This window comes from Njordella calcicola (genome assembly GCF_056494125.1).
Map to the genome: position 1 here is coordinate 4,441,737 of NZ_CM151396.1, position 19,510 is coordinate 4,461,246.

The following is a 19,510-nucleotide window of genomic DNA, read 5'->3' on the forward strand; positions in this document are numbered from 1 at the left end:
CTTACTTTGCAGCGAGCGCCTTTTCGATCACCGACATGAGTTCGGGATCATTCGGCTTGGTCGATGAAGGGAAGCGAGCGAGCACACTGCCATCTTTGCCGATTACGAACTTCTCAAAGTTCCATTTCACTTCGCCAGCGCCTTTGGGAGCCGCATCCGCCTTCTTGATCTCTTGGTAGAAAGGATCGGCAGTTTCTCCGTTGACATCGATCTTGCTAAACATGTCGAAGGTAACCTTGTAAGTGGCGTCGCAGAACTCTTTAATCTGAGCTTCTGTGCCCGGTTCTTGCTTGCCGAACTGATTGCAAGGGAAACCTAAAACCGCAAAGCCCTTATCTTTGAGCTTTTGGTTGAGTTCTTCCAAGCCAGTGTATTGTGGTGTGTACCCACACTTGCTGGCGACGTTGACAACCAAGAGCACTTTGCCTTGGTAGTCCGCCAAACTGATCTCTTTGCCATCGATCGTCTTTACTTTATGGTCAAGCACGCCAGCCTCTTCTCCAGATGCAGAAATGAATGTCATGGAACAAAACGCTGCCAGAGCAGCTACAGACAATAATCGCAACATAAAAATACCTTTGATTGAAAGTGGGACTACGGTGACGCAATTGTATCCTAGCATGATTACCCGCTGTCAACTGGCGGGAACCGAACGTTTGCGACTGGCCTGCAAGCGGGCCCGCAACGGGTTTGGGTAGGAAGTTCCATCATACCAGATTCCCCGCAACGGCGTAGCGGGAATCCAAATCGTGTACAAACGGAACTCTTCGTAGGCCGGAACAAGGTCGCGTGTGTAGCAGGCACACTCCGTGTGCCGTCCGCCTTCTTCACCCTCCTATCTTGGGACGGTCGGCCGCGAGTTCCGCGAGCGTCCTGGGGAGGGGGCATGTTCGTAGTCCCGGCTTTAGCCTGTCTTCGTTCGTAGTCCCGCCTTTACGCTGTAAACACAACCTCATTCCGCCTAAAGGCGGTACTACAAACAGTGCTCTTTGCCGGAACTGCGCCAAGCCAATCAAGCGTTTGCCGATTGCGTCGATAACATCGAATAGTTTCCAGCGACCGATGTTCCGGCGCTGGCGTTGGCTTTGCTTGTTCCGGCCTACGTCTTTCACCCTCCCGCGGGAGGGTGAAGAAACGCGTACGCCTATCGGCTGACGGTTAAACGAAAGCGATGCGAGATCATCTGGCAATCGAGCGTCGTAAATGGTGCCCCCTCCCCGGACGCTCGCGGAACTCGCGGCCGACCCTCCCGAAACGGGAGGGTGAAGAAACGCGTACGCCTACGGCTGACGGTTAAACGAAAGCGATGCGAGATCAACTGGCAATCGAGCGAGCAAATGGTGCTCCCTCCCCGGTCGCTCGCGGAACTCGCGGCCGACCCTCCCGCGGGAGGGTGAAGACGGCACACGGTACAGGGAGAGTGAAGAAGAACGCGTACGCCTATCGGCTGACGGTTAAACGAAAGTGATGCGAGATCATCTGGCAATCGAGCGTCGTAAATGGTGCCCCCTCCCCGGTCGCTCGCGGAACTCGCGGCCGACCCTCCCGAAACGGGAGGGTGAAGACGGCGTACGCCTATCGGCTGACGGTTAAACGAAAGTGATGCGAGATCATCTGGCAATCGAGCGTCGTAAATGGTGCCCCCTCCCCGGTCGCTCGCGGAACTCGCGGCCGACCCTCCGGAAACGGGAGGGTGAAGAAACGCGTACGCCTACGGCTGACGGTTAAACGAAAGCGATGCGAGATCAACTGGCAATCGAGCGAGCAAATGGTGCTCCCTCCCCGGACGCTCGTGGAACTCGCGGCCGACCCTCCCGCAGGAGAGTGAAGAACGCGTACGCCTATCGGCTAACGGTTAAACGAAAGTGATGCGAGATCATCTGGCAATCGAGCGTCGTAAATGGTGCCCCCTCCCCGGTCGCTCGCTGTACTCGCGGCCGACCCTCCCGCAACGGGAGGGTGAAGAAGAAAACAACCAACAACCAACAACCAACAACCAACAACCAAGAACTCCCTAAATCTGCTGCAACGATCGGAACTTGGCTTGCAGTGCAGCGAGCCCTGTCGCTCCGTGAGCACCATCGACTACGACGTTCACTCGCAATTCACTGGTGTTGATCATCTGAATGTTGATCCCCTTGGCCGCCAACGCTTCAAACATGTTGATCGCAACACTGGTATGGCTACGCAAACCGATCCCGCTCACACTCAGCTTGGCAATGTTCTTGCTGGAAGTTACCTCGCCCACTCGGTCCTTCATCGACGCTAGAATCTTTAAACAAGCGTCGTACTGGGAACGCGATATCGTAAAACTGATGCTGTTGACATCCGACTGGCCATCATAGCTTTGCACAATCATGTCCACAAAGACACCTTGCTTGGATACCGTTTCAAAAATTTCGGCCGCCAAGCCTGGTCGGTCAGGCACATCAGACAATGTAATCCGCGACTGATCTTCGACTAATGCAATATCATCCAACATCAATCGCTCCATGTCGGCGTATTGTAGCCGCTCAATCACTTGCTCAGGCGTGGACCTCGCATGCTGGCTGTAATCGTCGCCCGACCAAGATTTCGCATCAGCCGGAGTCTTCGAAAGCCCGAACGCTTGATGCACCGCACGCAAGGCGGGTTCCGCCGAAGCGCGATCGACCAACACACTGATCTTGATCTCGCTGGTGGAGATCATCTGCAAGTTAATCTTCGAGGCGGCAATCGCATTAAACATCTGATGAGCGACGCCGGTTTGTTGCGACATCCCTAGCCCAACTACCGAGACCTTTGCCACGTCGTTATCGGTGCTTATGCCAGCCGCTTGGACAACGTCACGCGCTTCCTCGAGCGCTTTGAGCGTCTTCTTCAGTTCGTTCTCTGGCACGGTAAAAGAGATATTGGCCAATCCATCAGAACCGATGTTTTGAACGATCATGTCGACGTCGATCTTGCGATCCGCCAGTCGCTTGAAGATCTCATAGCTCGTCCCCGGCTTGTCCGAAACCTTCTGAATCGTCAGTCGCGCTTCGTTGCGAGTCAGCGCTGCTCCGCAGACAGGTGCTGACGCGGATTCCGATTCCGCGACGATCATGGTTCCAGGAGCGTCCGAAAAACTGCTGCGAACTCGGATGGGGACACCGAACTTTTTCGCAAACTCGATCGATCGATTATGCATCACGCCGGCACCTAAACTGGCCAGCTCCAGCATTTCGTCATAGCTGATTTGAGCGACCTGCCGTGCCTCGGGCAAGATCCGTGGGTCCGTAGTGTAGACGCCGTCCACATCGGTAAAAATCTCGCATGCACTTGCTTGCAATACAGCAGCCAACGCGACCGCCGTGGTATCACTGCCACCGCGTCCCAGTGTGGTGATGTTGAAGTCTTCATCGATCCCTTGGAAGCCCGCCGCTATGACAATGTTACCGTCGTTGAGCAGCGAAGTAATTCGTTCTGTCGCAATCGATCGGATGCGAGCTTTGCTGAATGAGCTATCGGTGCGAATCCCAATTTGCCCGCCTGTCAACGAAACCGCGTTGTGACCGAAACGTTGGACCGCCATCGCCATCAGCGCCACACTGACTTGTTCGCCGGTGCTCAACAACATATCCATTTCGCGATTGGATGGTTCAGTGTTGATCTCGTTTGCGAGATCGATCAACAAGTCGGTGTTATGGCCCATCGCGCTGACAACGACGACGACTTGATAACCCTCTTGCTGTGCGCGAATCGCTTTACGAGCAGCGGCTAAGATTTTCTCTGGGTTTGCAACGCTAGTACCGCCGAACTTTTGAACGAGGATAGGCATTTGAGAGGCTTTTTTGAATTGAATCGTTGGGTTGATCGTGATAGGGAAGTAAAAGTGCAGCTTGCAACGGACTGCGTCGACGATAGCTTAATGTTTGATGAAGCGTTCCATGAGCGTCCAGCCTTCGTCGAAGACATCCTTCGACGTCGCAGCGACGACTTCATCATAAGTCGCACTCGCATCAGGCGTGACCCCCGAACCGGCCATCGCAAAGGGCACGTAACCATGTTCATGTTTTTTCGTGCGCACAAACGTCGGATGGTCAGGCAAAACCCAGATGCGGTGATCGGGAAAGGTCTTCAGTTTCTCGTAGACTGGTCCCACGATATGCTGATCGATCGACTCCAAAGCCTTGATCTTTTCATCGCCGCGTCCCTCATGGCTGGCTTCATCGGTCGCTTCGACGTGCACACAAACAATGTCGTATTTGTCCAACGCTTTGATGGCCGCTTGCCCTTTGCCTGCGTAATTCGTGTCGAGATAACCCGTTGCGCCTTCGACTTCGATGCGATCCCAACCGACCAGAGCCGCCAGTCCGCGCAGCAAATCGACCGCGGTAATCATCGCGCCGCTTAAGCCGAAGCGCTGGTGAAAGCTTTGCAACGAAGGCCGCTTGCCCAAGCCCCATAGCCAAAGGTTCGTCGCCGCCAACTTGCCCGCCGCAGCGCGCTGTTGGTTCAGCGGATGGTCTTTGAACAGTTGCACGCTGCGAGCCATCAAGTCATTGAGCAGATCGCTGCCGGGACCACGGGGATAATTATCCGCGACACTCAAATCGGTTAAATCATGAGGTGCTGTTGTCCGCGTGTCGTCGCTAAAAGGGGCATTACCTTGCTGAGGGCGATAGAGCAGCAAGTTCCGGTAACTGACGCCGGTCACAAACTCCAGCTCCGGTGCACCCAATTGTTCTTGAGCCGCTTGCAGCAGCATCCGCGAATGATCGGTCGAAATATGCCCAGCGGTAAAGTCGACCATGATTTGATCGATGACCGTTACGATATTGCAGCGAATCGCCCAGTCGTTGGGACCTAACTCGATCCCTTGCGCAGCGGCTTCGATGGGAGCTCGGCCTGTGAAATAGCGATGTGGATCATAACCAAAAAGCGTCATGTTGGCCACTTCGCTGCCCGGCGTGAATTGCTTAGGCACATTGTTCGTGCGTCCCACAATGCCCGCTTTAGCGATCGCGTCCATATGCGGTACCTTGGCGGCTTGCAAAGGAGTGCGATTGCCCAGCGACGCTTGCGGTTCATCGGCGCAACCGTCAGGAATAATGATCACATACTTTGTCATGAGTTTGCTTTCTGTTGCACGCGCAGTCGGATGGCCGGCCCGATGACCGAAGGCAGCTTGCAGATCTCAGCGACCGCTTTGGCTGTATCGCCCTCGTTCGCTTCGTAAGTCATAATGACCAGCGGCACCGTGGAATCTTGACCGGTACCGTTGGCTTCATGTTGGATCACCGAGGCAATGGATATCTTGTGAGCTCCCAGCATGCCTGTTATTTGAGCCAACACACCCGGCTGATCCAAAACGGTGATTCGTAAATAGTAGCGAGAGTTGGTTTGAGCATGCGGGACTAATCGGACGGTTGCGGGTCGATCCGACCACAGCTCGAGCGTCTTGAAGGTCAACGCCGTACGCCCTACAGCCGTATCGATCATATCGGCGACCACGGCCGAAGCGGTCGGCATTTGTCCGGCCCCTTGGCCGTGCAAAAAGATATCGCCCACCGCGTCACCAATAATCGAAACCGCATTGTACGGCCCACGTACTTCCGCCAGCGGTCGGCCTTTGCGGATCAACGTCGGCGCGACGCACATCTTCAGCCCGTCGTCGGTCAGTTCCGCGGATGCGACCAAGCGGATGCGATACCCCAACGCCGAAGCATATTGAATGTCTGCTAGTTCGAACGACTCGAGCCCCCAACGTGGGATCTCTTTCCAATGAGTTCGAGAGCCGAAGGCCAAATGAGCCAGGATTGCTAGTTTTTGAGCGGCATCCGAACCGTCGACGTCCATTGTCGGGTCCGCTTCGGCATATCCCAACCGCTGAGCTTCGGCGACAACGTCTTTGTAAGCCAGCCCGGCTTCTTCCATCCGCCAAATGATGAAGTTGCTGGTGCCGTTGAGGATGCCTTCCAAAGATTGGATTTGGTTGGCCGAAAAGCATTGGCTGATATTCGCGATGACGGGAATCCCGCCGCCGACGCTGGCTTCGAAAGCGATCGATCGCCCCAGTTGTCGAGCTTTATCGAACAGTTCGGGGCCAAACTCCGCCAGCATCGCTTTATTGGCCGTCACCACATCCTTGCCCGCTTCCAGAAGTTGCAGGGTGATGGTCCGAGCGGGCTCCAAGCCGCCGACCAGATGGGCGACGACTTTGATTTCGGGATCGTTCAGTACATGTTTCAGGTCGCAAGTCAGAACGCCCTCGGGCAGTTCAATATCGCGAGGCTTTTTGGGGTCGGAAACGACGCTTTTTTCCAGCCACAAAACGCGTCCGGCATGTCTGGCGGTACGGTCACCGTGATCTAGGAGTAACTTGGCCACGCCGGTGCCGACCGTCCCCATCCCGACGATCGCGACCTTGGTTTTTTCCATCGAATTCTATTGCGTTGAACGAGTGTAAAGCAGTTTCCCGAGCCCTTTGCGGTTTTGGAGCGACAATCGTAACAGAAAACCGAACCTTGAGTAGCCACAACGCAACCGCAGCCGGGCAAGTCAGTTTTTCAGTCTGCGCGATTAGCCGGAATGCGTTAGCATCGGTTCTCTTGGGCAACTGCTCAGAATAAATGTACCAGCGGACTTCTTTGTCCGTTGAAGTATCGGCGGACTTGGAAGTCCGTCGTACGGTACTCCAATTTCGAGCGGTTCTCTTTAGAAACCGTGAACTACTGCTCAACGGCTGATTGACCTGGATTCAAAAAATGACTTGCCCTGCCGCTGAGCTCAGTACTGGCTCGGCACTTGATAGGAGCCAGTCGCTGGGGGGGGGACACGCATGGGGAGACCACCGTTCTGCATCCAGCCGGCTTGCTGCTGGCATCCCAGTGCTGCGGCGATCAATGCAACGACAAAGAGGCGTAGGAAGATCTTCACAATACAAACCTTGATTACTTGTGCTTTTGACGCGATGATATAGAGGCACTTTACGAGCGAACCGACATCCAACTCAAGACCGATTTTGCAATCCAACATGACCGACCAGCCGGAAGTTCAAGCGAGTCGGCATTTTCGCAACGGTTTGCCAGCTCTAATTGTCGGAGGATTAGGCGTCCTGCTGGTGATTTATGGCGTCTTGATCCAACCACGGCAGATCGGTACTTGGTATCGCCAACAGAGCGATTCGGCCAAAACCGAGCTGCTCAGTGCCGTTTCCGCGGGAAACCCCAATCGTACCGTCGCAGGCTCGATCGAAGCGGTCCGCCGCGGCCATATTATCCAGCAGCGACTGCTGCGGATCGAAAATAACGCTCCCGAAGCTCGCCTGCGATCCGCTCAATACCAAGTCGACGCGGTCAGCGAACTGGACAAATGGCTGGCCGCCGATCGCGGCTTTATGTCCAGCGATGAACGAGATTCGCTGCGGCAGTTGTGTGTCGAGTATCTGGGTGCGGCCAAATCGACGCTACTAGGATTGCTGCAGGATGCCAACAGCCAGACCGGTGCGGCAGCCAAATTGCTTGCGTCCCAGTTCCTGTTCCGCAGTGTGCTGGCACCCAGCGAAGTCCGATTGCTGCAGCAAAAACTGGTATTGGCCTCAGACGCTCAACCGGCTGATGTAGATCTGGCGATTTTGGCGGCCGAGCTGACTTTGGAAGTTCAACCGGCTGTGCGAAACGAAACTTCAAACAAGGATGTGGAATCGGCCGAGCAAGCCGACGTTTGGAACCGACTGACGCAGCGTTTTCAAAGCGAAAAGCGATTGCGAGGGCTGCTGGCTCTGGCGACCAAAAACCTGCAGAAGAATCCTCGCCCGGCAGCGTTGCTGATTGCCAAAGGGCTGGCCGACAAAGCGGTCATGGCATCGGTGACTGATTCGCCGCTAGACCAACTGGCGAACATCAAAGCGCTTGCGTTCGTGGCGAAATGGACCGAGCTGCAGCCGCAACTTTCATCGCTGCTGCAACGTTTTGGGCTGACGGAGAACGCTCGCACAGCCCGTTTCTACGTCGCCACGTTCGCTCAGCAACTGCTGACCAGCGAGCTTCCTCGCCAAGTCCCGACGTGGTGCGAGAATTCCGACGACTGCTTAAACCTTGTGCTGCAACTCGATGCAGGCTCGAAATCGACTTCCGATTTGCTGTTTTCGTTGACCGAATCGGACCAAAAGGACTCGCAGGACTGTATTTCGCAAAGTTTAGGGAGCAGCAATTTGTTTCCTTTGAAAGCGGTGATTAAGCTATTGAGGCAGTCGGATCCGAGCCAGTCGAGCGAGAAAATCGGGCTTGTTGCCGGCGATGCAGACACGAACATGGCCATTGGCATCGCGTCGCAGTTGAGCATTTCGCAGATCAGCAGCGACCGCCAAACTGTCGACCGCGTGCAAGGGCTGAGCGAGCGTTGGACCAAAAGTTTTCCGGAAAATGGGAACGCTTGGTATGTGCTGGCGACTTGCCAGTGGATGCAGGGCGAACTGGAAACTGCCAGAACTAGTGCGTCGATGGCCGAAAAACTGCTTGGGGATTTGCCCTCAATCCGCTACCTTATCCAAGAGCTAGATCGCCAATCGCCGACCTCCAATCCAACTCCATGACCAAAACTCATTCCAATTCGATCCGTGGACGCATCTTTGTCGCTGGGCATCGCGGTATGGTGGGCAAAGCGGTCGTCCGTCGGCTGAACCAGTGCGACGGCGTGCAGATCATTACCGCTCCCCGCAGCGAATTGGATCTGACCAACCAAGCCGCGGTCGACGATTTCTTTGCCGCACATCGCCCCAACATTGTGGTCTTCGCCGCCGCTAAGGTCGGAGGCATCCATGCGAATATGACTTATCCGGTCGAATTCATGATGGAAAATCTTCTGATGAGCGTCAATGTGACGCGATCATCGTACGAGAACCAAGTCGACCGCATGCTGTACTTGGGTTCGACGTGCATTTATCCACGCAACGCACCGCAACCGCTGGAAGAAAAATCGTTGCTCAGCGATTACCTGGAAAAGACGAACGAAGCGTACGCACTGGCCAAGATCACGGGCTTGAAGTTGTGCGAATACTATCGGCGTCAATACGGAGCGTTGTTCTATTCCGCGATGCCGACCAACATGTATGGGCCGGGCGATAACTATCATCCCGACAACTCGCACGTGCTGCCCGCTCTGCTGCGTCGCTTTCATGAAGCGAAAATCAATCAACAGCCAGAAGTGACCATCTGGGGCACCGGTTCGCCGAAACGAGAATTCATGCATGTCGACGATTTGGCCGACGCGATTTTGCACCTGTTGCAGTTGGACGATCCACCCGACTGGGTCAACGTCGGCACCGGCGAAGATATCCCGATTCTTGAACTGGCTAAGATTGTTGCCAGCACGGTTGGATACCAAGGCGAAATTACGACCGATCCAAGTAAGCCGGATGGTACGCCTCGCAAAGTGACGGATATGACGCTCATGCACTCTTTAGGGTGGCGGCATAAGATTTCTCTCGCTGACGGCCTACGGCAGACATATCAGGACTTTCTTAACGAATATCAATCCGGTGTAATGCGTACGGCTTAATGTTTACGACCAGACATCATCGATAGGCCACAGTGCGACAGGCCACAATGCGACAGGCATTGGGTTACCAACTATTTAAAGAATTCATTCCTTCAACGCTGCGTACCGAACGCATACTTAATCAATGAAGAAGACAGCACTCATCACTGGCATCACCGGACAAGATGGCAGTTTCCTAGCGGATTTGTTGTTGGCCAAAGATTACCAAGTTCACGGTTTGGTTCGACGCAGCAGTTCGTTCAGCACCGGTCGTATCGATCATTTGTATCGCGACCCACACACCGAAACCAATCTGTTTTTGCATTACGGCGATTTGAGCGACGGGCAAGCGTTGACTAATCTGGTGCTGGATATCAAGCCCGATGAGATCTACAACTTGGGTGCTCAAAGCCACGTGCGCGTATCGTTCGACCAACCGGTCTACACGTTGATGACTGACGGAGTTGGTTCGCTGAACGTCTTGGAAGCCGCTCGTCTGTTGAACAAGCAGAAGGACGTCCGGGTTTATCAAGCCAGTAGCAGCGAGATGTATGGCGACGTACTGGAAACTCCGCAGAAGGAAACGACCCCCTTTAATCCTCAATCGCCATACGCTTGTGCGAAAGTGTACGCTTACTTCCAAACGGTCAACTATCGTCGCAGCTACGATTTGTACGCCAGCAACGGGATTCTATTCAATCATGAATCCGAGCGTCGTGGCGAGACGTTTGTTACGCGCAAGATTACGCGAGCGGCCACGCGGATCAAGCTGGGGTTGCAAGACAAATTGTATCTTGGCAACATCGAAGCGAAACGCGATTGGGGTTATGCAAAGGACTATGTCGAAGCGATGTGGTTGATTCTGCAACATGACGAACCCGATGATTTCGTGATAGCGACCGGCAAGACGTACAGTGTGCGATCGTTCTTGGACACCGTGTTTGGCCTGCTTGATTTGAATTGGGAAGATTACGTCGAGATTGATCCTCGATATTTCCGACCGGCGGAAGTCGATTTGCTTTTGGGCGATGCGACGAAGGCTCGCCAGAAGTTGAATTGGGTTCCCAAGACGGATTTAGCGGAGTTAGCTCGGATCATGGTTGAGCATGATTTGGACATGGCCGAACGCGAGTTGCACGGCAAGAGCTATGTGCGACACTGATTGTAAGTTTCGAAAGTAGCGGCACACTCCGTGTGCCGTCCGCCGTCTTCACCCTCCCGCGGGAGGGTCGGCCGCGAGTTCCACGAGCGACCGGGGAGGGAGCATCATTCCCACGCCAACGTACCAGTTGATCCCGCATCGTTTTCGTTTAACCGTCAGCCGATAGGCGTACGTGTTTTCTTCTTCACCCTCCCGCGGGAGGGTCGGCCGCGAGTTCCGCGAGCGACCGGGGAGGGAGCACCATTTGCTCGCTCGATTGCCAGTTGATCCCGCATCGTTTTCGTTTAACCGTCAGCCGATAGGCGCACGCGTTTTCTTCTTCACCCTCCCGATTCGGGAGGGTCGGCCGCGAGTTCCACGAGCGACCGGGGAGGGCGGTCTTCGTTCGTAGTCCCGGCTTTAGCCGGTCTTCGTTCGTAGTCCCGCCTTCAGGCGGACGCTTGCTGTAAACACAATCTCATTCCGCCTGAAGGCGGTACTACAAACAGCAGGCCACCACCGGACCTGTTCCGGTGGGGCCATGACTGAGCAGCTACAACTCACGCACCTCAATGGCCACTTCGCATGTTGGATTGGTCGCTGTGCGACCAATCCAACATGCGAACAGAAGAAGGGGGGGCGATCAGGTAGCCATCCAGTCACGCTCCCACTGGCACAGGGCCAGTGGTGAGCAAAAGCCAGATCAAGGGGTACGGCTCGAACACCCTCTTCGTTTAACCGTCAGCCGATAGGCGTACGCGTTTTCTTCTTCACCCTCCCGCGGGAGGTGTCAACGAGCAGATAAATTTGACCCACTTACGAGCATTTAGTTTTGACCCGGGGTTTTGATAGCGTTGCTTTTCGGGATTGCTCCTGTTCTTCGAGTTTCGTTGTTTTTGCTAGAGGTTATTTGTGCTCGACCAACGCGGGGCGTTTACCGCTCGCGAGCAGTTAGTTGCGATCCGCTTCGGAACAGCTACTGGCTGCTCCGCTCTTGCGCTTTTCCCGCAAGCGATAGCTCTCGCCGCGAATGTTCACCACCGTGCTGCGGTGAAGTAATCGGTCCAACGCCGCACTGGCCATCACTGAATCTTCTGCGAATACACTGGCCCATTCACCGAACGCCTTATTGCTCGTCAAGATGATCGGCTGGTTGCGTTCATAGCGATAACAGATCACTTGAAACAGCAAGCTCGCTTGCACCTTATCCAACTGCAAGTATCCCACTTCATCAATCAGCAACACCTTGGGCTGCATCAGCATGTTCAACTGACGATGCAACTGATTTCGTTCCATCGCCTTGCTCAGCTTACTGGCCAGGTCACTTGCCGATGTAAAGTACACGCGATGTCCCAACTCAGCGACCATCACCGTCAGCGATACTGCGAGCATCGTCTTACCAACTCCGGGTGGGCCCAAGAACACCACGTTACGTCCTTCGCTGATATAACGACAGGTCGCCAGTTCATCGATTAAGCGTTTATCCAGACCTGGCTGCGCCGTGAAGTCGAATTCACTCAATCGCTTGATGAAGGGGAACTTCGCGAACTGAAGGTTCAGTTGCACTCGTTTGCGATGTCGCTCTTTGAGTTCTCCATCAAGCAGATACCCTAAGAAGTGCGTGTATGACCAGTCTTGGGCTGCCGCCCTTTGGCTAGTCGCATCCAGATGCCCCCTAGCGACAGTTAAGCCAAGTAGCTCAAGTGCTTCGCTGGCTCGCTCCTGGTAGACTCTCGCACCGTCGCCTTCAGCGTGTAACTCTGGTGCAGTTCTTTGTTCTGTAATCTTAGTGCTCATGCGCATGCCTCCTCAAAGCTGTTTAAACTGCGAACTTCTACCGACTCATCAAGCTTTACATTGCAGTGCCGCTGGCCCACCACGGGGTGTTGATCCAGCGTGCATCGCCATAACTCTTCGATATGCTGGTCATTGGCCACACTCTGTCCGATACCCTCGGCCAATGGATGTTCGGCAATAATCGTGTCGTTGCACCGAATGATAATCTGCGTGCCTTGCATTTGAAGTTGCACGCATTGACCAATGTATTGCGGTGGCACACTGTATCGCGCACGGTTGTAAGATACGAACGTATCTTTGCTGACCTTGCGTTCGACTCTAATGCTCGACACATATGGCCTATTGGGATCAAGCTGTAGAAGTTGGTCTTTCTCTTGCTTCCAGAGTTGCACAGGCTGTTGACCAGTCGTGCCATGGGTACGTACGTTGGCTGTTTCATCAAGCCATTGCTGACCTTGCAGATTGAGCTCGTCAAGGCCCGTAAACTCGCGAGCGTTGAGGAAGTTGCCTTTGATGTAATCGACCATGCGTTCGACCTTGCCTTTGGTGCGAGGTCTGTAGGGGCGATGCGTTTTGACTTCGAAGCCGTGATGATCAGCGAAGTCCGCGAAAGTGCTGTTAAGTCGACCAGCACCCGAACGCACTTGGGCCATGTTGTCGTAGAGGATCGACTGCGGTACTCCTTGAAAGTACTCGAAGGCTTTCTGGTGACACTCGATGAGCGTGGGAATCTTCATGCTCGTTGTAAAGCGAATGAACATCTGCCGTGAGTAGCTCAAGACAATCACAAAGACGTAGATGTTGATGAGCTTACCGGTGGCGTCAGGGAATTTGCCCACGTGGCCCCAGTCGCATTGAGCTTGCTTGGCAGGCGGCGTTTCGAAACGCACGGTGGCAGAGGCAAGCTGCTTGGAGCGAGCCTTCAGCTTATTGATGTAGCGTCGCAAGGAGTGAATCCCACCGCTGTAGCCCATGGCTTCAATTTCTGGGAGTACGCGCGTCGCATCCAGATCGAATTGCTCGACCCGCGAGCGAATATACTCGCAGAAAGGGTCAATCTTTTTTGCTCGTGGCTTTCGCGGTTTGCGAGCATTTGCTGTTTGCAAGGGATGCTCGCCGCGAGCAATTGCGCGGACTGTGTTTCGTGAAAGGTTTGTATCTTTGGCAATAGAGCGAATAGATTGCTTATTGGCCAATCGTGATTTAACATCCATGTATTGATCCACCAAGATCATAGGAATGAAGACCTCCTGTCGAAGTTGCCTGAAACCAAATCAGGCGACCTAGGAAGCCGTGGTAAGCTGGGTGGTCTGGGTCGCCCTAGCTGCTGCGCAGCAGCTAGGGCAAATTCCTTCTCTAATCCCAGCTTGGTGGGTCAATTCCTAATTGCTCGCTACTGGGTCATTTCTTCATGCTCGATGACAGGAGGGTCGGCCGCGAGTTCCACGAGCGACCGGGGAGGGCGGTCTTCGTTCGTAGTCCCGGCTTTAGCCGGTCTTCGTTACGGCACACGGAGTGTGCCTACCACCTTGACGGCACACTGAGTGTGCCTTCCACCTTGGTGCGGTTGCATCAATCGCAACGAAGTTGACGGGCAGACCTCTGGCGTATCTTGCCTATTGTGCATTTTTTCTCAAGGCTAACTCAGCCGACTTCTAACGGCAGCTTATGGTTAGCCGCAGATCACGCAAGCATCCGTGATCAAGTACATCTGGCCGAACATTCGATTCCGCCAATCAACGTACTTTACGTCTTTGGATCATGAGACCCTTACCCATGCGTCAGTTCGTAACTTCTACGCTCGTTACACTCCTGGTAGTTCTTGTCGGACTTGCTAACCAAGCATCCGCCGAATATGAAACCATCGCGGGCTGGGACAACCAAGTGTTCCCATCCTATCTAATTGGCACCGCAGCGGTTAAAAAGCGACCGTCCAACGATCCTCATACGCTGGGCGACAGCTTCGGTAGCTTTGGTATCCAAGTCACAGCGCCAGCAGATAAGACACCGATCAGAGTCAGTATCACTTGTGACGGGATTTCGGAGCCAAGCGAATATGTTGGCGTGCTGAGTAATAAGGGCGAGAGTTACAAAGTCTTTCCCAAAATGCGATACAACTTCAACAAGCTCAGCTCTTGCCGCCAAGCGACACCCAGCATTGTGGTGTATCGTGTCCAAATCGGCGATCGTCCTGTGGAAGAGGATACCGAAACAGTCACTATTCGATCTATTAATGATTGCCCGTTCGCAGTGGTGGACGAAGAAGGCATCGTCGATCTGAGCGTCGTCTTTGCCGTCTACGTTAACGAGCAACATCCGTTTGTCGACAAACTGCTGCGAGAGGCATTGGATCTTCGCCGCGTCGATGCATTTATCGGCTATCAGGTGCCAACCAAGGAATCCGTCTTGGCTCAAGTCTACGCGATGTGGGATTTGTTGGTCGCTCGGGACGTAAAGTACAGCAGTATCACCACGACCGCGGCTGCGTCCAACCAAACGCACAGTCAACATGTGCGTTTGCTTGAAGAGACGATCAACAACACGCAAGCGAACTGTGTCGACGGTTCGGTATTGTTTGTTTCGATGTTGCGAAAAGTGGGCATTGATGCCGCCTTGGTTTTGACAGATGACCATTGCTACGTCGCCTTTTGGACCGATCCGTCGCACGAGTGTATGTATGGATTGGAAACCACGATGATGGGTTCGGAGATCGAGCTGGATGAAACTCCAGAAGCGTTTGAAGCGTGTGTTGCTCCGGAGCTTCGCTGGGATTACTCATGGGCAAGTTTCATCGGTGCCATCTTGGATGGGACCGGCAAGCTGCAGAAAGCCATTGATACCGACGACGAATCGGTGCAATTGATCAATGTGGCCACAGCGAGGCTCAACGGAGTCCTTCCGATCCCGTTCGATGGCAAAGAGCAGTTTGTGCACGCCAATTTCGAATTCGATGACACAGAAGACGCGTACGACGAAGAATCGTACGACGAAGAAATGGATGACGAAGACGACGAGGCAGATGAGTCCGAAACAGACTCGACCGACCTAGAGTGGGACTCCGGCGACGACACCCAAACCAAATCGAAATCCAAGCCCCGCAAGTCGACCAAGTCCGCTGATGTGGAATGGGAATAAGCTTGTTTCGCGATACCTTCACTGACCATTTTTACTTTACCCTTTGGAGAAACACTATGTTGAATCTACGTTCGTTCGCTTCGCACACCATGTTGGCCCTTAGTTTGATGACCAGTGCGGCAATATCGCCACGTTTGTTTGCTGAAGAAGCCGCCGAAGAAGTGACTTACGAGCAAAAGACGTCTGAAACGTTGGGAGCGTCGTTAGTAGCCTATGCCTTGAACGCTCATGTCAACATCACGTTGATCGGCGAAAGTTACCATGGTGACGCGATGGAATCCGATCGTGCGGCCGCGCTAATCCAGATGAACGTGAATTTGCTAGACTACGTTGGTCCTTCGGTGATTGCGTTGAGTAAGTTTGATGAGAGCGAAGGGGAGGATCGCAAAGTCTTAGTTGCGATTGCGAAAGGTTTTAAGGCCATCAAGGCAGAGGCAGTCGCCTTGTCCGCTTACATTGAATCCGAAGACGAAGCGGACTACAAGAAGTTTATGAAGCTTCAAGAGAAGACCCAAACTGAACTCGACAACATGTTGAAGTAGTTGCGTGTCGGCGAAGGCTATGGCGTTTAACCGCGTTGGGCATCGCCCCGCGTTTGGTTCGTAGTACCGCCTTCAGACGGCCTCTCGTTCGTAGTACCGCCTTCAGGCGGCCTCATGTTCGTAGTACCGCCTTTAGGCCAATACCGCTAAGTTAGTATTCCAAAAAGGCAGGCTTCCTGCGAGGATCGGAGGTGTTGAATTTCATCACCAAGCAAGGAAGCTGCCATGACTCATGTTCGCACGATCTCTCAATCAAAGCAAGACAAGTTAATTTCACATGAGCGAATTACTTGCCTCAAGAGGACTGTTCGCAGTTGCATGCTGAAAGCCGAAGTACGCCGTCGCAAGCTCGAAAAACGAAGCAGTCGAAAGTGCCCGGCTGACATGATGGTTTGGTTTACGATCGCCTTGTGGCTATATGGCGACGATTGCTACACACACGTGTTTCGCTGGTTGCACCGATTCTCCATTGGGCTCATGCCCTCATCCAGCGCCCTGACTCAAGCCCGAGGGCGGCTGGGCGTTGCAATCTTGGCATTTGTCTACCAGAAGTTGGTTCACTGCCTATGCGATAGCCAGACACCTGATTCCTTTTACGCAGGTCGTAGGCTCGTGGCGGTCGATGGATTTGTATTGAACCTTCCTGACAGTGATGCCAATCGCCGTGCTTTCGGAAGGCCCAAAAATGGAACAGACTTCGGTGCGTTTCCACAAGCCAGGATCATCGCACTTTGCGAAGTGGGCTCGCACGTTTTTATCAACTTTCTTATTAAGCCAATGCGATGTGGCGAAGCGACCATGGCGAAACACGTTTATCGAAAATTGCCAGAGAAAAGTCTACTTTTGTTCGACATTGGCTTTTGTTCGTACCAACTAATGAACCAGGTCATTGATCAGAAGTCGGACTTCCTGGGGCGTTCGAAAATGAACCGTTGTTTCAAAATTATGCAGGTGCTTTCCGACGGAACGTTTCTGTCAAAGATCTATGCCAACGAGTATGACCGGCGCCATGATCGTAACGGCCAAAGCGTTCGCGTGATCGAATACAAATTGGATGACCCTCAGCGTACTGGCCATGGCCAGACGCATCGTTTGCTGACAACACTGCTTGATGAGCATGAGCACCCAGCCCAGGCACTGATAGTTCTATATCACGAGCGTTGGGAAGAGGAGATTGCTATTGATGAGGCTAAGACTCATCTTCGCAATTCCCCAAAACTCCGCAGCCATAGTCCGGCCGGGGTTGTGCAGGAAATCAATGGTTTACTGATAGCACATTTCGTGATTCGCAAGTTAGCACTTGAGGCGGCAGTCCAAGCTGTAGTGTCGCCGCGTCGGATATCATTTACAGGTGCGATCAAGGTACTGCGAATGTGTTTGGTAGAAGCTCCGCGTTCGCAAAAGTTGTTCCAGCCATGGTACAGCAACATGGTCTTGCAGATCAGCCTTGAGGTAGTTGAACCACGTCGCAACCGCCTCAATCCACGAGTGATAAAACGCACACAAAGCAAATGGCCCAAAAAACGCGACGAACACTGTAATTTGCCGCCTCCAAAGCACACTTTCCCAGAAACCATTCGCCTGCTAACTTAGCGGTATTGGCCTTTAGGCGGAATCTTGTTGTGTCTTAAGCAAGCATCCGGCTGAACAGAACGTCCGGCTTAGATTGGTTCGTTTTTGCGGCGTTCTTCTCGTTTGTAAAGGGTCAAGGTATTCTGAGCCACGACGAGCAGTCCAACTTCCGCTTTGACACGGTCCAGGCCGCAGCCGTTTTGACACTCTTGCCCGCGGTGCCGTTTGCCATCGGCGAAGCGGCGTTCGATCACTTGCGAACGCAAGCGTTGGCTGCGCTTGCCTGCGTCGGTACTCATCTTCGCGGCTTGTTCGTCCAGTAACGCCTGCTCGGTTTGACGCGATACGGTGCGACGTTTACCGCTACCGCCAAGGCAGCGGGCCGCCAACGCACAGCCACTACAACGCTCGGGAAGTTGCTCATAACGAAGCTCCCCGACGCAGCGCCCGTCAGCTCGGGGAACCTGAGCTTCTCGTACTAGTTTCATCGTGTGACCAGCCGGGCAGGTCATTTGCTTGGTCGACTCATCGTATGCGAATTCGCGAGAAGGTATCTGCGCTTGACCACTTGCCGCCTTGCGTCCCAGTAGCATCGTTCCGTCTTGAACCGGTGCATATAAGTCGATGCCCAGAGCTTGGCAATCCTTCAGCTCAAGGATCGAGCAGTAGCCAGAATCGGCATGCAGTGTTGTGAATGTTGACCCGACGATCCACTGAGTCAGCGCGATCATTAAAGCCAAGGTGCCTGCATCCGTGTTTTGCGCCAAAACGTCATAGGCGACGATCACATCGCTGGCACAATCGGTGACGTACTGCGTGTTATACAGCGGTCGAAGAACATTCTTCTTGTCTCGTCCAATCACCGCATCGAGATCCATCGGACTCACTACCATCTTCGATTCGTCACGACGATGGCGGGCGTGTTTTTCGCGGTTTTCTTCGATTTTTCGCAGCAGGCATCCCTTGGCACGCCGCAATCGCTCCAGTTGGCCGTGGCGTCCCGCAGGGGTCGATGCGATCCACCCAGGGACTGGCGACAATGGTTTATTCGAAGCAACTTGATCTTTGTGATCCAGAGAGCGTATGGCACGTTTGAGCTTGTTCAGTCGCCGACTGATTTGTTTGAGACTCAAGATCTGATGGCGAGATGCATGCGCAGCAGTGAAGGTGCCATCGATCGCACACTCTACAGGTTCGATGAGTGATTCACAAATGGCGCTTTGGACTAAACTGCGATGCACTTTGTCGATGAACTTTGCAGCCCGATCGCGGAATGCATACCAGGTGGAGCGAGCTGGCGAGATGCCTTGCCCTAGAAGTTTGCACTGATCGCGGGTTGTCGCGTCCTTGTGCCACTTAGCAGGCGAGGTGTTGCCGTTGAGGATTTCGTAGAGGGCAATCGCCAACATGTTCTGAGGTGGAAATGCGTCCGATCCAGTTCCCCGATAGGCTTGGTACAAGTCGTCCAAGTCGACTTGGCGAATGGTTCTCAGAACAGCTTGCACATGGTCATCGTCTTTGAAACGTTGATTGAGCAGTTGGAGTTCTTGCGAACCGGACTGCAGCAGTGTTTGGGAGAAGTGGACTTTTTAATTGCGGCATTCATGGTTAAATTCCATTGGTGGCCCGTCGGTCTGGAACAATTCATTCGCATTATTAATGCGAAACCCACCATGCCGGCGAGGCCACTTTTTTTGCTAGCATCGAAAAATTCTAAGCCGGACGTTCTGTGAAGCCGGGACTACGAACGAAGACTGCCCTCCCCGGTCGCTCGTGGTACTCGCGGCCGACCCTCCCGCAGGAGGGTGAAGAAGAACACGTA

15 protein-coding genes are annotated in these 19,510 nt (G+C 53.8%); 7 read left to right on the plus strand and 8 right to left on the minus strand.

Annotation, left to right across the window (positions count from 1 at the left end; translation table 11 throughout):
• Window position 1: 1 nt before the first annotated feature.
• The 5 genes from SH302x_RS17345 to SH302x_RS17365 all read right to left on the minus strand — a co-directional run bounded on the left by SH302x_RS17345 (window position 2) and on the right by SH302x_RS17365 (window position 6,999).
• A complete protein-coding gene (locus SH302x_RS17345; RefSeq protein WP_479363682.1) occupies window positions 2–568 on the minus strand; it encodes a glutathione peroxidase in 567 nt (188 codons plus the stop codon).
• 1,446 nt (window positions 569–2,014) lie between these two features.
• Entirely contained in the window at window positions 2,015–3,799 is a 1,785-nt protein-coding gene (locus tag SH302x_RS17350; protein WP_479363684.1) for an aspartate kinase, read from the minus strand.
• Between the two features lie 87 nt (window positions 3,800–3,886).
• Window positions 3,887–5,092, minus strand: coding sequence for a cofactor-independent phosphoglycerate mutase (locus SH302x_RS17355; protein WP_479363686.1), 1,206 nt, complete (start codon window positions 5,090–5,092; stop codon window positions 3,887–3,889).
• The gene (locus tag SH302x_RS17360; RefSeq protein ID WP_479363688.1) at window positions 5,089–6,402 is read right to left on the minus strand and encodes a homoserine dehydrogenase; all 1,314 of its coding nucleotides are present in this window, start codon (window positions 6,400–6,402) and stop codon (window positions 5,089–5,091) included. Before SH302x_RS17360 ends, SH302x_RS17355 begins: the two co-directional genes overlap by 4 nt.
• Window positions 6,403–6,750: 348 nt before the next feature.
• Window positions 6,751–6,999, minus strand: coding sequence for a hypothetical protein (locus SH302x_RS17365; protein WP_479363690.1), 249 nt, complete (start codon window positions 6,997–6,999; stop codon window positions 6,751–6,753).
• Between SH302x_RS17365 and SH302x_RS17370 the strand changes: the two genes are divergently transcribed.
• The 3 genes from SH302x_RS17370 (at window position 6,998) to gmd (ending at window position 10,663) form a co-directional block, all read left to right on the plus strand.
• On the plus strand, window positions 6,998–8,557 hold the full coding sequence (locus SH302x_RS17370) for a hypothetical protein (RefSeq protein WP_479363691.1): 1,560 nt from the start codon (window positions 6,998–7,000) through the stop codon (window positions 8,555–8,557). The two genes, SH302x_RS17365 and SH302x_RS17370, sit on opposite strands and share 2 nt — an antisense overlap.
• A complete protein-coding gene (locus SH302x_RS17375) occupies window positions 8,554–9,522 on the plus strand; it encodes a GDP-L-fucose synthase family protein (RefSeq protein ID WP_479363693.1) in 969 nt (322 codons plus the stop codon). The genes SH302x_RS17370 and SH302x_RS17375 overlap by 4 nt, the downstream gene beginning before the upstream one ends.
• A 124-nt stretch (window positions 9,523–9,646) precedes the next feature.
• Window positions 9,647–10,663, plus strand: coding sequence for a GDP-mannose 4,6-dehydratase (gmd, locus tag SH302x_RS17380; RefSeq protein WP_479363695.1), 1,017 nt, complete (start codon window positions 9,647–9,649; stop codon window positions 10,661–10,663).
• 930 nt (window positions 10,664–11,593) lie between these two features.
• Here gmd and istB read toward each other — a convergent pair.
• Window positions 11,594–12,439: an IS21-like element helper ATPase IstB gene (istB, locus tag SH302x_RS17385; protein WP_479363697.1), complete on the minus strand. Its 846-nt coding sequence runs from the start codon at window positions 12,437–12,439 to the stop codon at window positions 11,594–11,596.
• Complete coding sequence (gene istA, locus SH302x_RS17390; protein WP_479363699.1) at window positions 12,436–13,653, minus strand: IS21 family transposase; 1,218 nt, start codon at window positions 13,651–13,653, stop codon at window positions 12,436–12,438. Before istA ends, istB begins: the two co-directional genes overlap by 4 nt.
• A 562-nt stretch (window positions 13,654–14,215) precedes the next feature.
• Here istA and SH302x_RS17395 point away from each other — a divergent pair.
• The 3 genes from SH302x_RS17395 to SH302x_RS17405 all read left to right on the plus strand — a co-directional run bounded on the left by SH302x_RS17395 (window position 14,216) and on the right by SH302x_RS17405 (window position 17,709).
• Window positions 14,216–15,574, plus strand: coding sequence for a transglutaminase domain-containing protein (locus SH302x_RS17395; protein ID WP_479363701.1), 1,359 nt, complete (start codon window positions 14,216–14,218; stop codon window positions 15,572–15,574).
• Between the two features lie 56 nt (window positions 15,575–15,630).
• Window positions 15,631–16,116 (plus strand): hypothetical protein, encoded by a 486-nt coding sequence (locus tag SH302x_RS17400; RefSeq protein WP_479363703.1) that lies wholly within the window; start codon window positions 15,631–15,633, stop codon window positions 16,114–16,116.
• Window positions 16,117–16,341: 225 nt separating this feature from the next.
• Entirely contained in the window at window positions 16,342–17,709 is a 1,368-nt protein-coding gene (locus SH302x_RS17405) for an IS4 family transposase (protein ID WP_479363704.1), read from the plus strand.
• A gap of 68 nt (window positions 17,710–17,777) precedes the next feature.
• Here SH302x_RS17405 and SH302x_RS17410 read toward each other — a convergent pair whose 3' ends face one another.
• Window positions 17,778–19,193, minus strand: a complete 1,416-nt coding sequence (locus tag SH302x_RS17410; protein WP_479363290.1) for a transposase — start codon at window positions 19,191–19,193, stop codon at window positions 17,778–17,780.
• On the opposite strand from SH302x_RS17410, the gene SH302x_RS17415 reads away from it, so the two are divergent.
• Window positions 19,194–19,421, plus strand: a complete 228-nt coding sequence (locus tag SH302x_RS17415) for a hypothetical protein (RefSeq protein WP_479363705.1) — start codon at window positions 19,194–19,196, stop codon at window positions 19,419–19,421.
• Window positions 19,422–19,510: the final 89 nt, after the last annotated feature.

Bases quoted from the DNA above. Each gene is read 5' to 3' on its own strand.
- SH302x_RS17400 (WP_479363703.1), top strand. From the start codon at position 15,631: ATGTTGAATCTACGTTCGTTCGCTTCGCACACCATGTTGGCCCTTAGT.
- SH302x_RS17375 (WP_479363693.1), top strand. From the start codon at position 8,554: ATGACCAAAACTCATTCCAATTCGATCCGTGGACGCATCTTTGTCGCT.
- SH302x_RS17360 (WP_479363688.1), bottom strand. From the start codon at position 6,402: ATGGAAAAAACCAAGGTCGCGATCGTCGGGATGGGGACGGTCGGCACC.
- SH302x_RS17365 (WP_479363690.1), bottom strand. From the start codon at position 6,999: ATGTTGGATTGCAAAATCGGTCTTGAGTTGGATGTCGGTTCGCTCGTA.
- istB (WP_479363697.1), bottom strand. From the start codon at position 12,439: ATGAGCACTAAGATTACAGAACAAAGAACTGCACCAGAGTTACACGCT.
- istA (WP_479363699.1), bottom strand. From the start codon at position 13,653: ATGGATGTTAAATCACGATTGGCCAATAAGCAATCTATTCGCTCTATT.
- SH302x_RS17395 (WP_479363701.1), top strand. From the start codon at position 14,216: ATGCGTCAGTTCGTAACTTCTACGCTCGTTACACTCCTGGTAGTTCTT.
- SH302x_RS17345 (WP_479363682.1), bottom strand. From the start codon at position 568: ATGTTGCGATTATTGTCTGTAGCTGCTCTGGCAGCGTTTTGTTCCATG.
- gmd (WP_479363695.1), top strand. From the start codon at position 9,647: ATGAAGAAGACAGCACTCATCACTGGCATCACCGGACAAGATGGCAGT.
- SH302x_RS17350 (WP_479363684.1), bottom strand. From the start codon at position 3,799: ATGCCTATCCTCGTTCAAAAGTTCGGCGGTACTAGCGTTGCAAACCCA.
- SH302x_RS17355 (WP_479363686.1), bottom strand. From the start codon at position 5,092: ATGACAAAGTATGTGATCATTATTCCTGACGGTTGCGCCGATGAACCG.
- SH302x_RS17415 (WP_479363705.1), top strand. From the start codon at position 19,194: ATGGTCATCGTCTTTGAAACGTTGATTGAGCAGTTGGAGTTCTTGCGA.
- SH302x_RS17405 (WP_479363704.1), top strand. From the start codon at position 16,342: ATGACTCATGTTCGCACGATCTCTCAATCAAAGCAAGACAAGTTAATT.
- SH302x_RS17370 (WP_479363691.1), top strand. From the start codon at position 6,998: ATGACCGACCAGCCGGAAGTTCAAGCGAGTCGGCATTTTCGCAACGGT.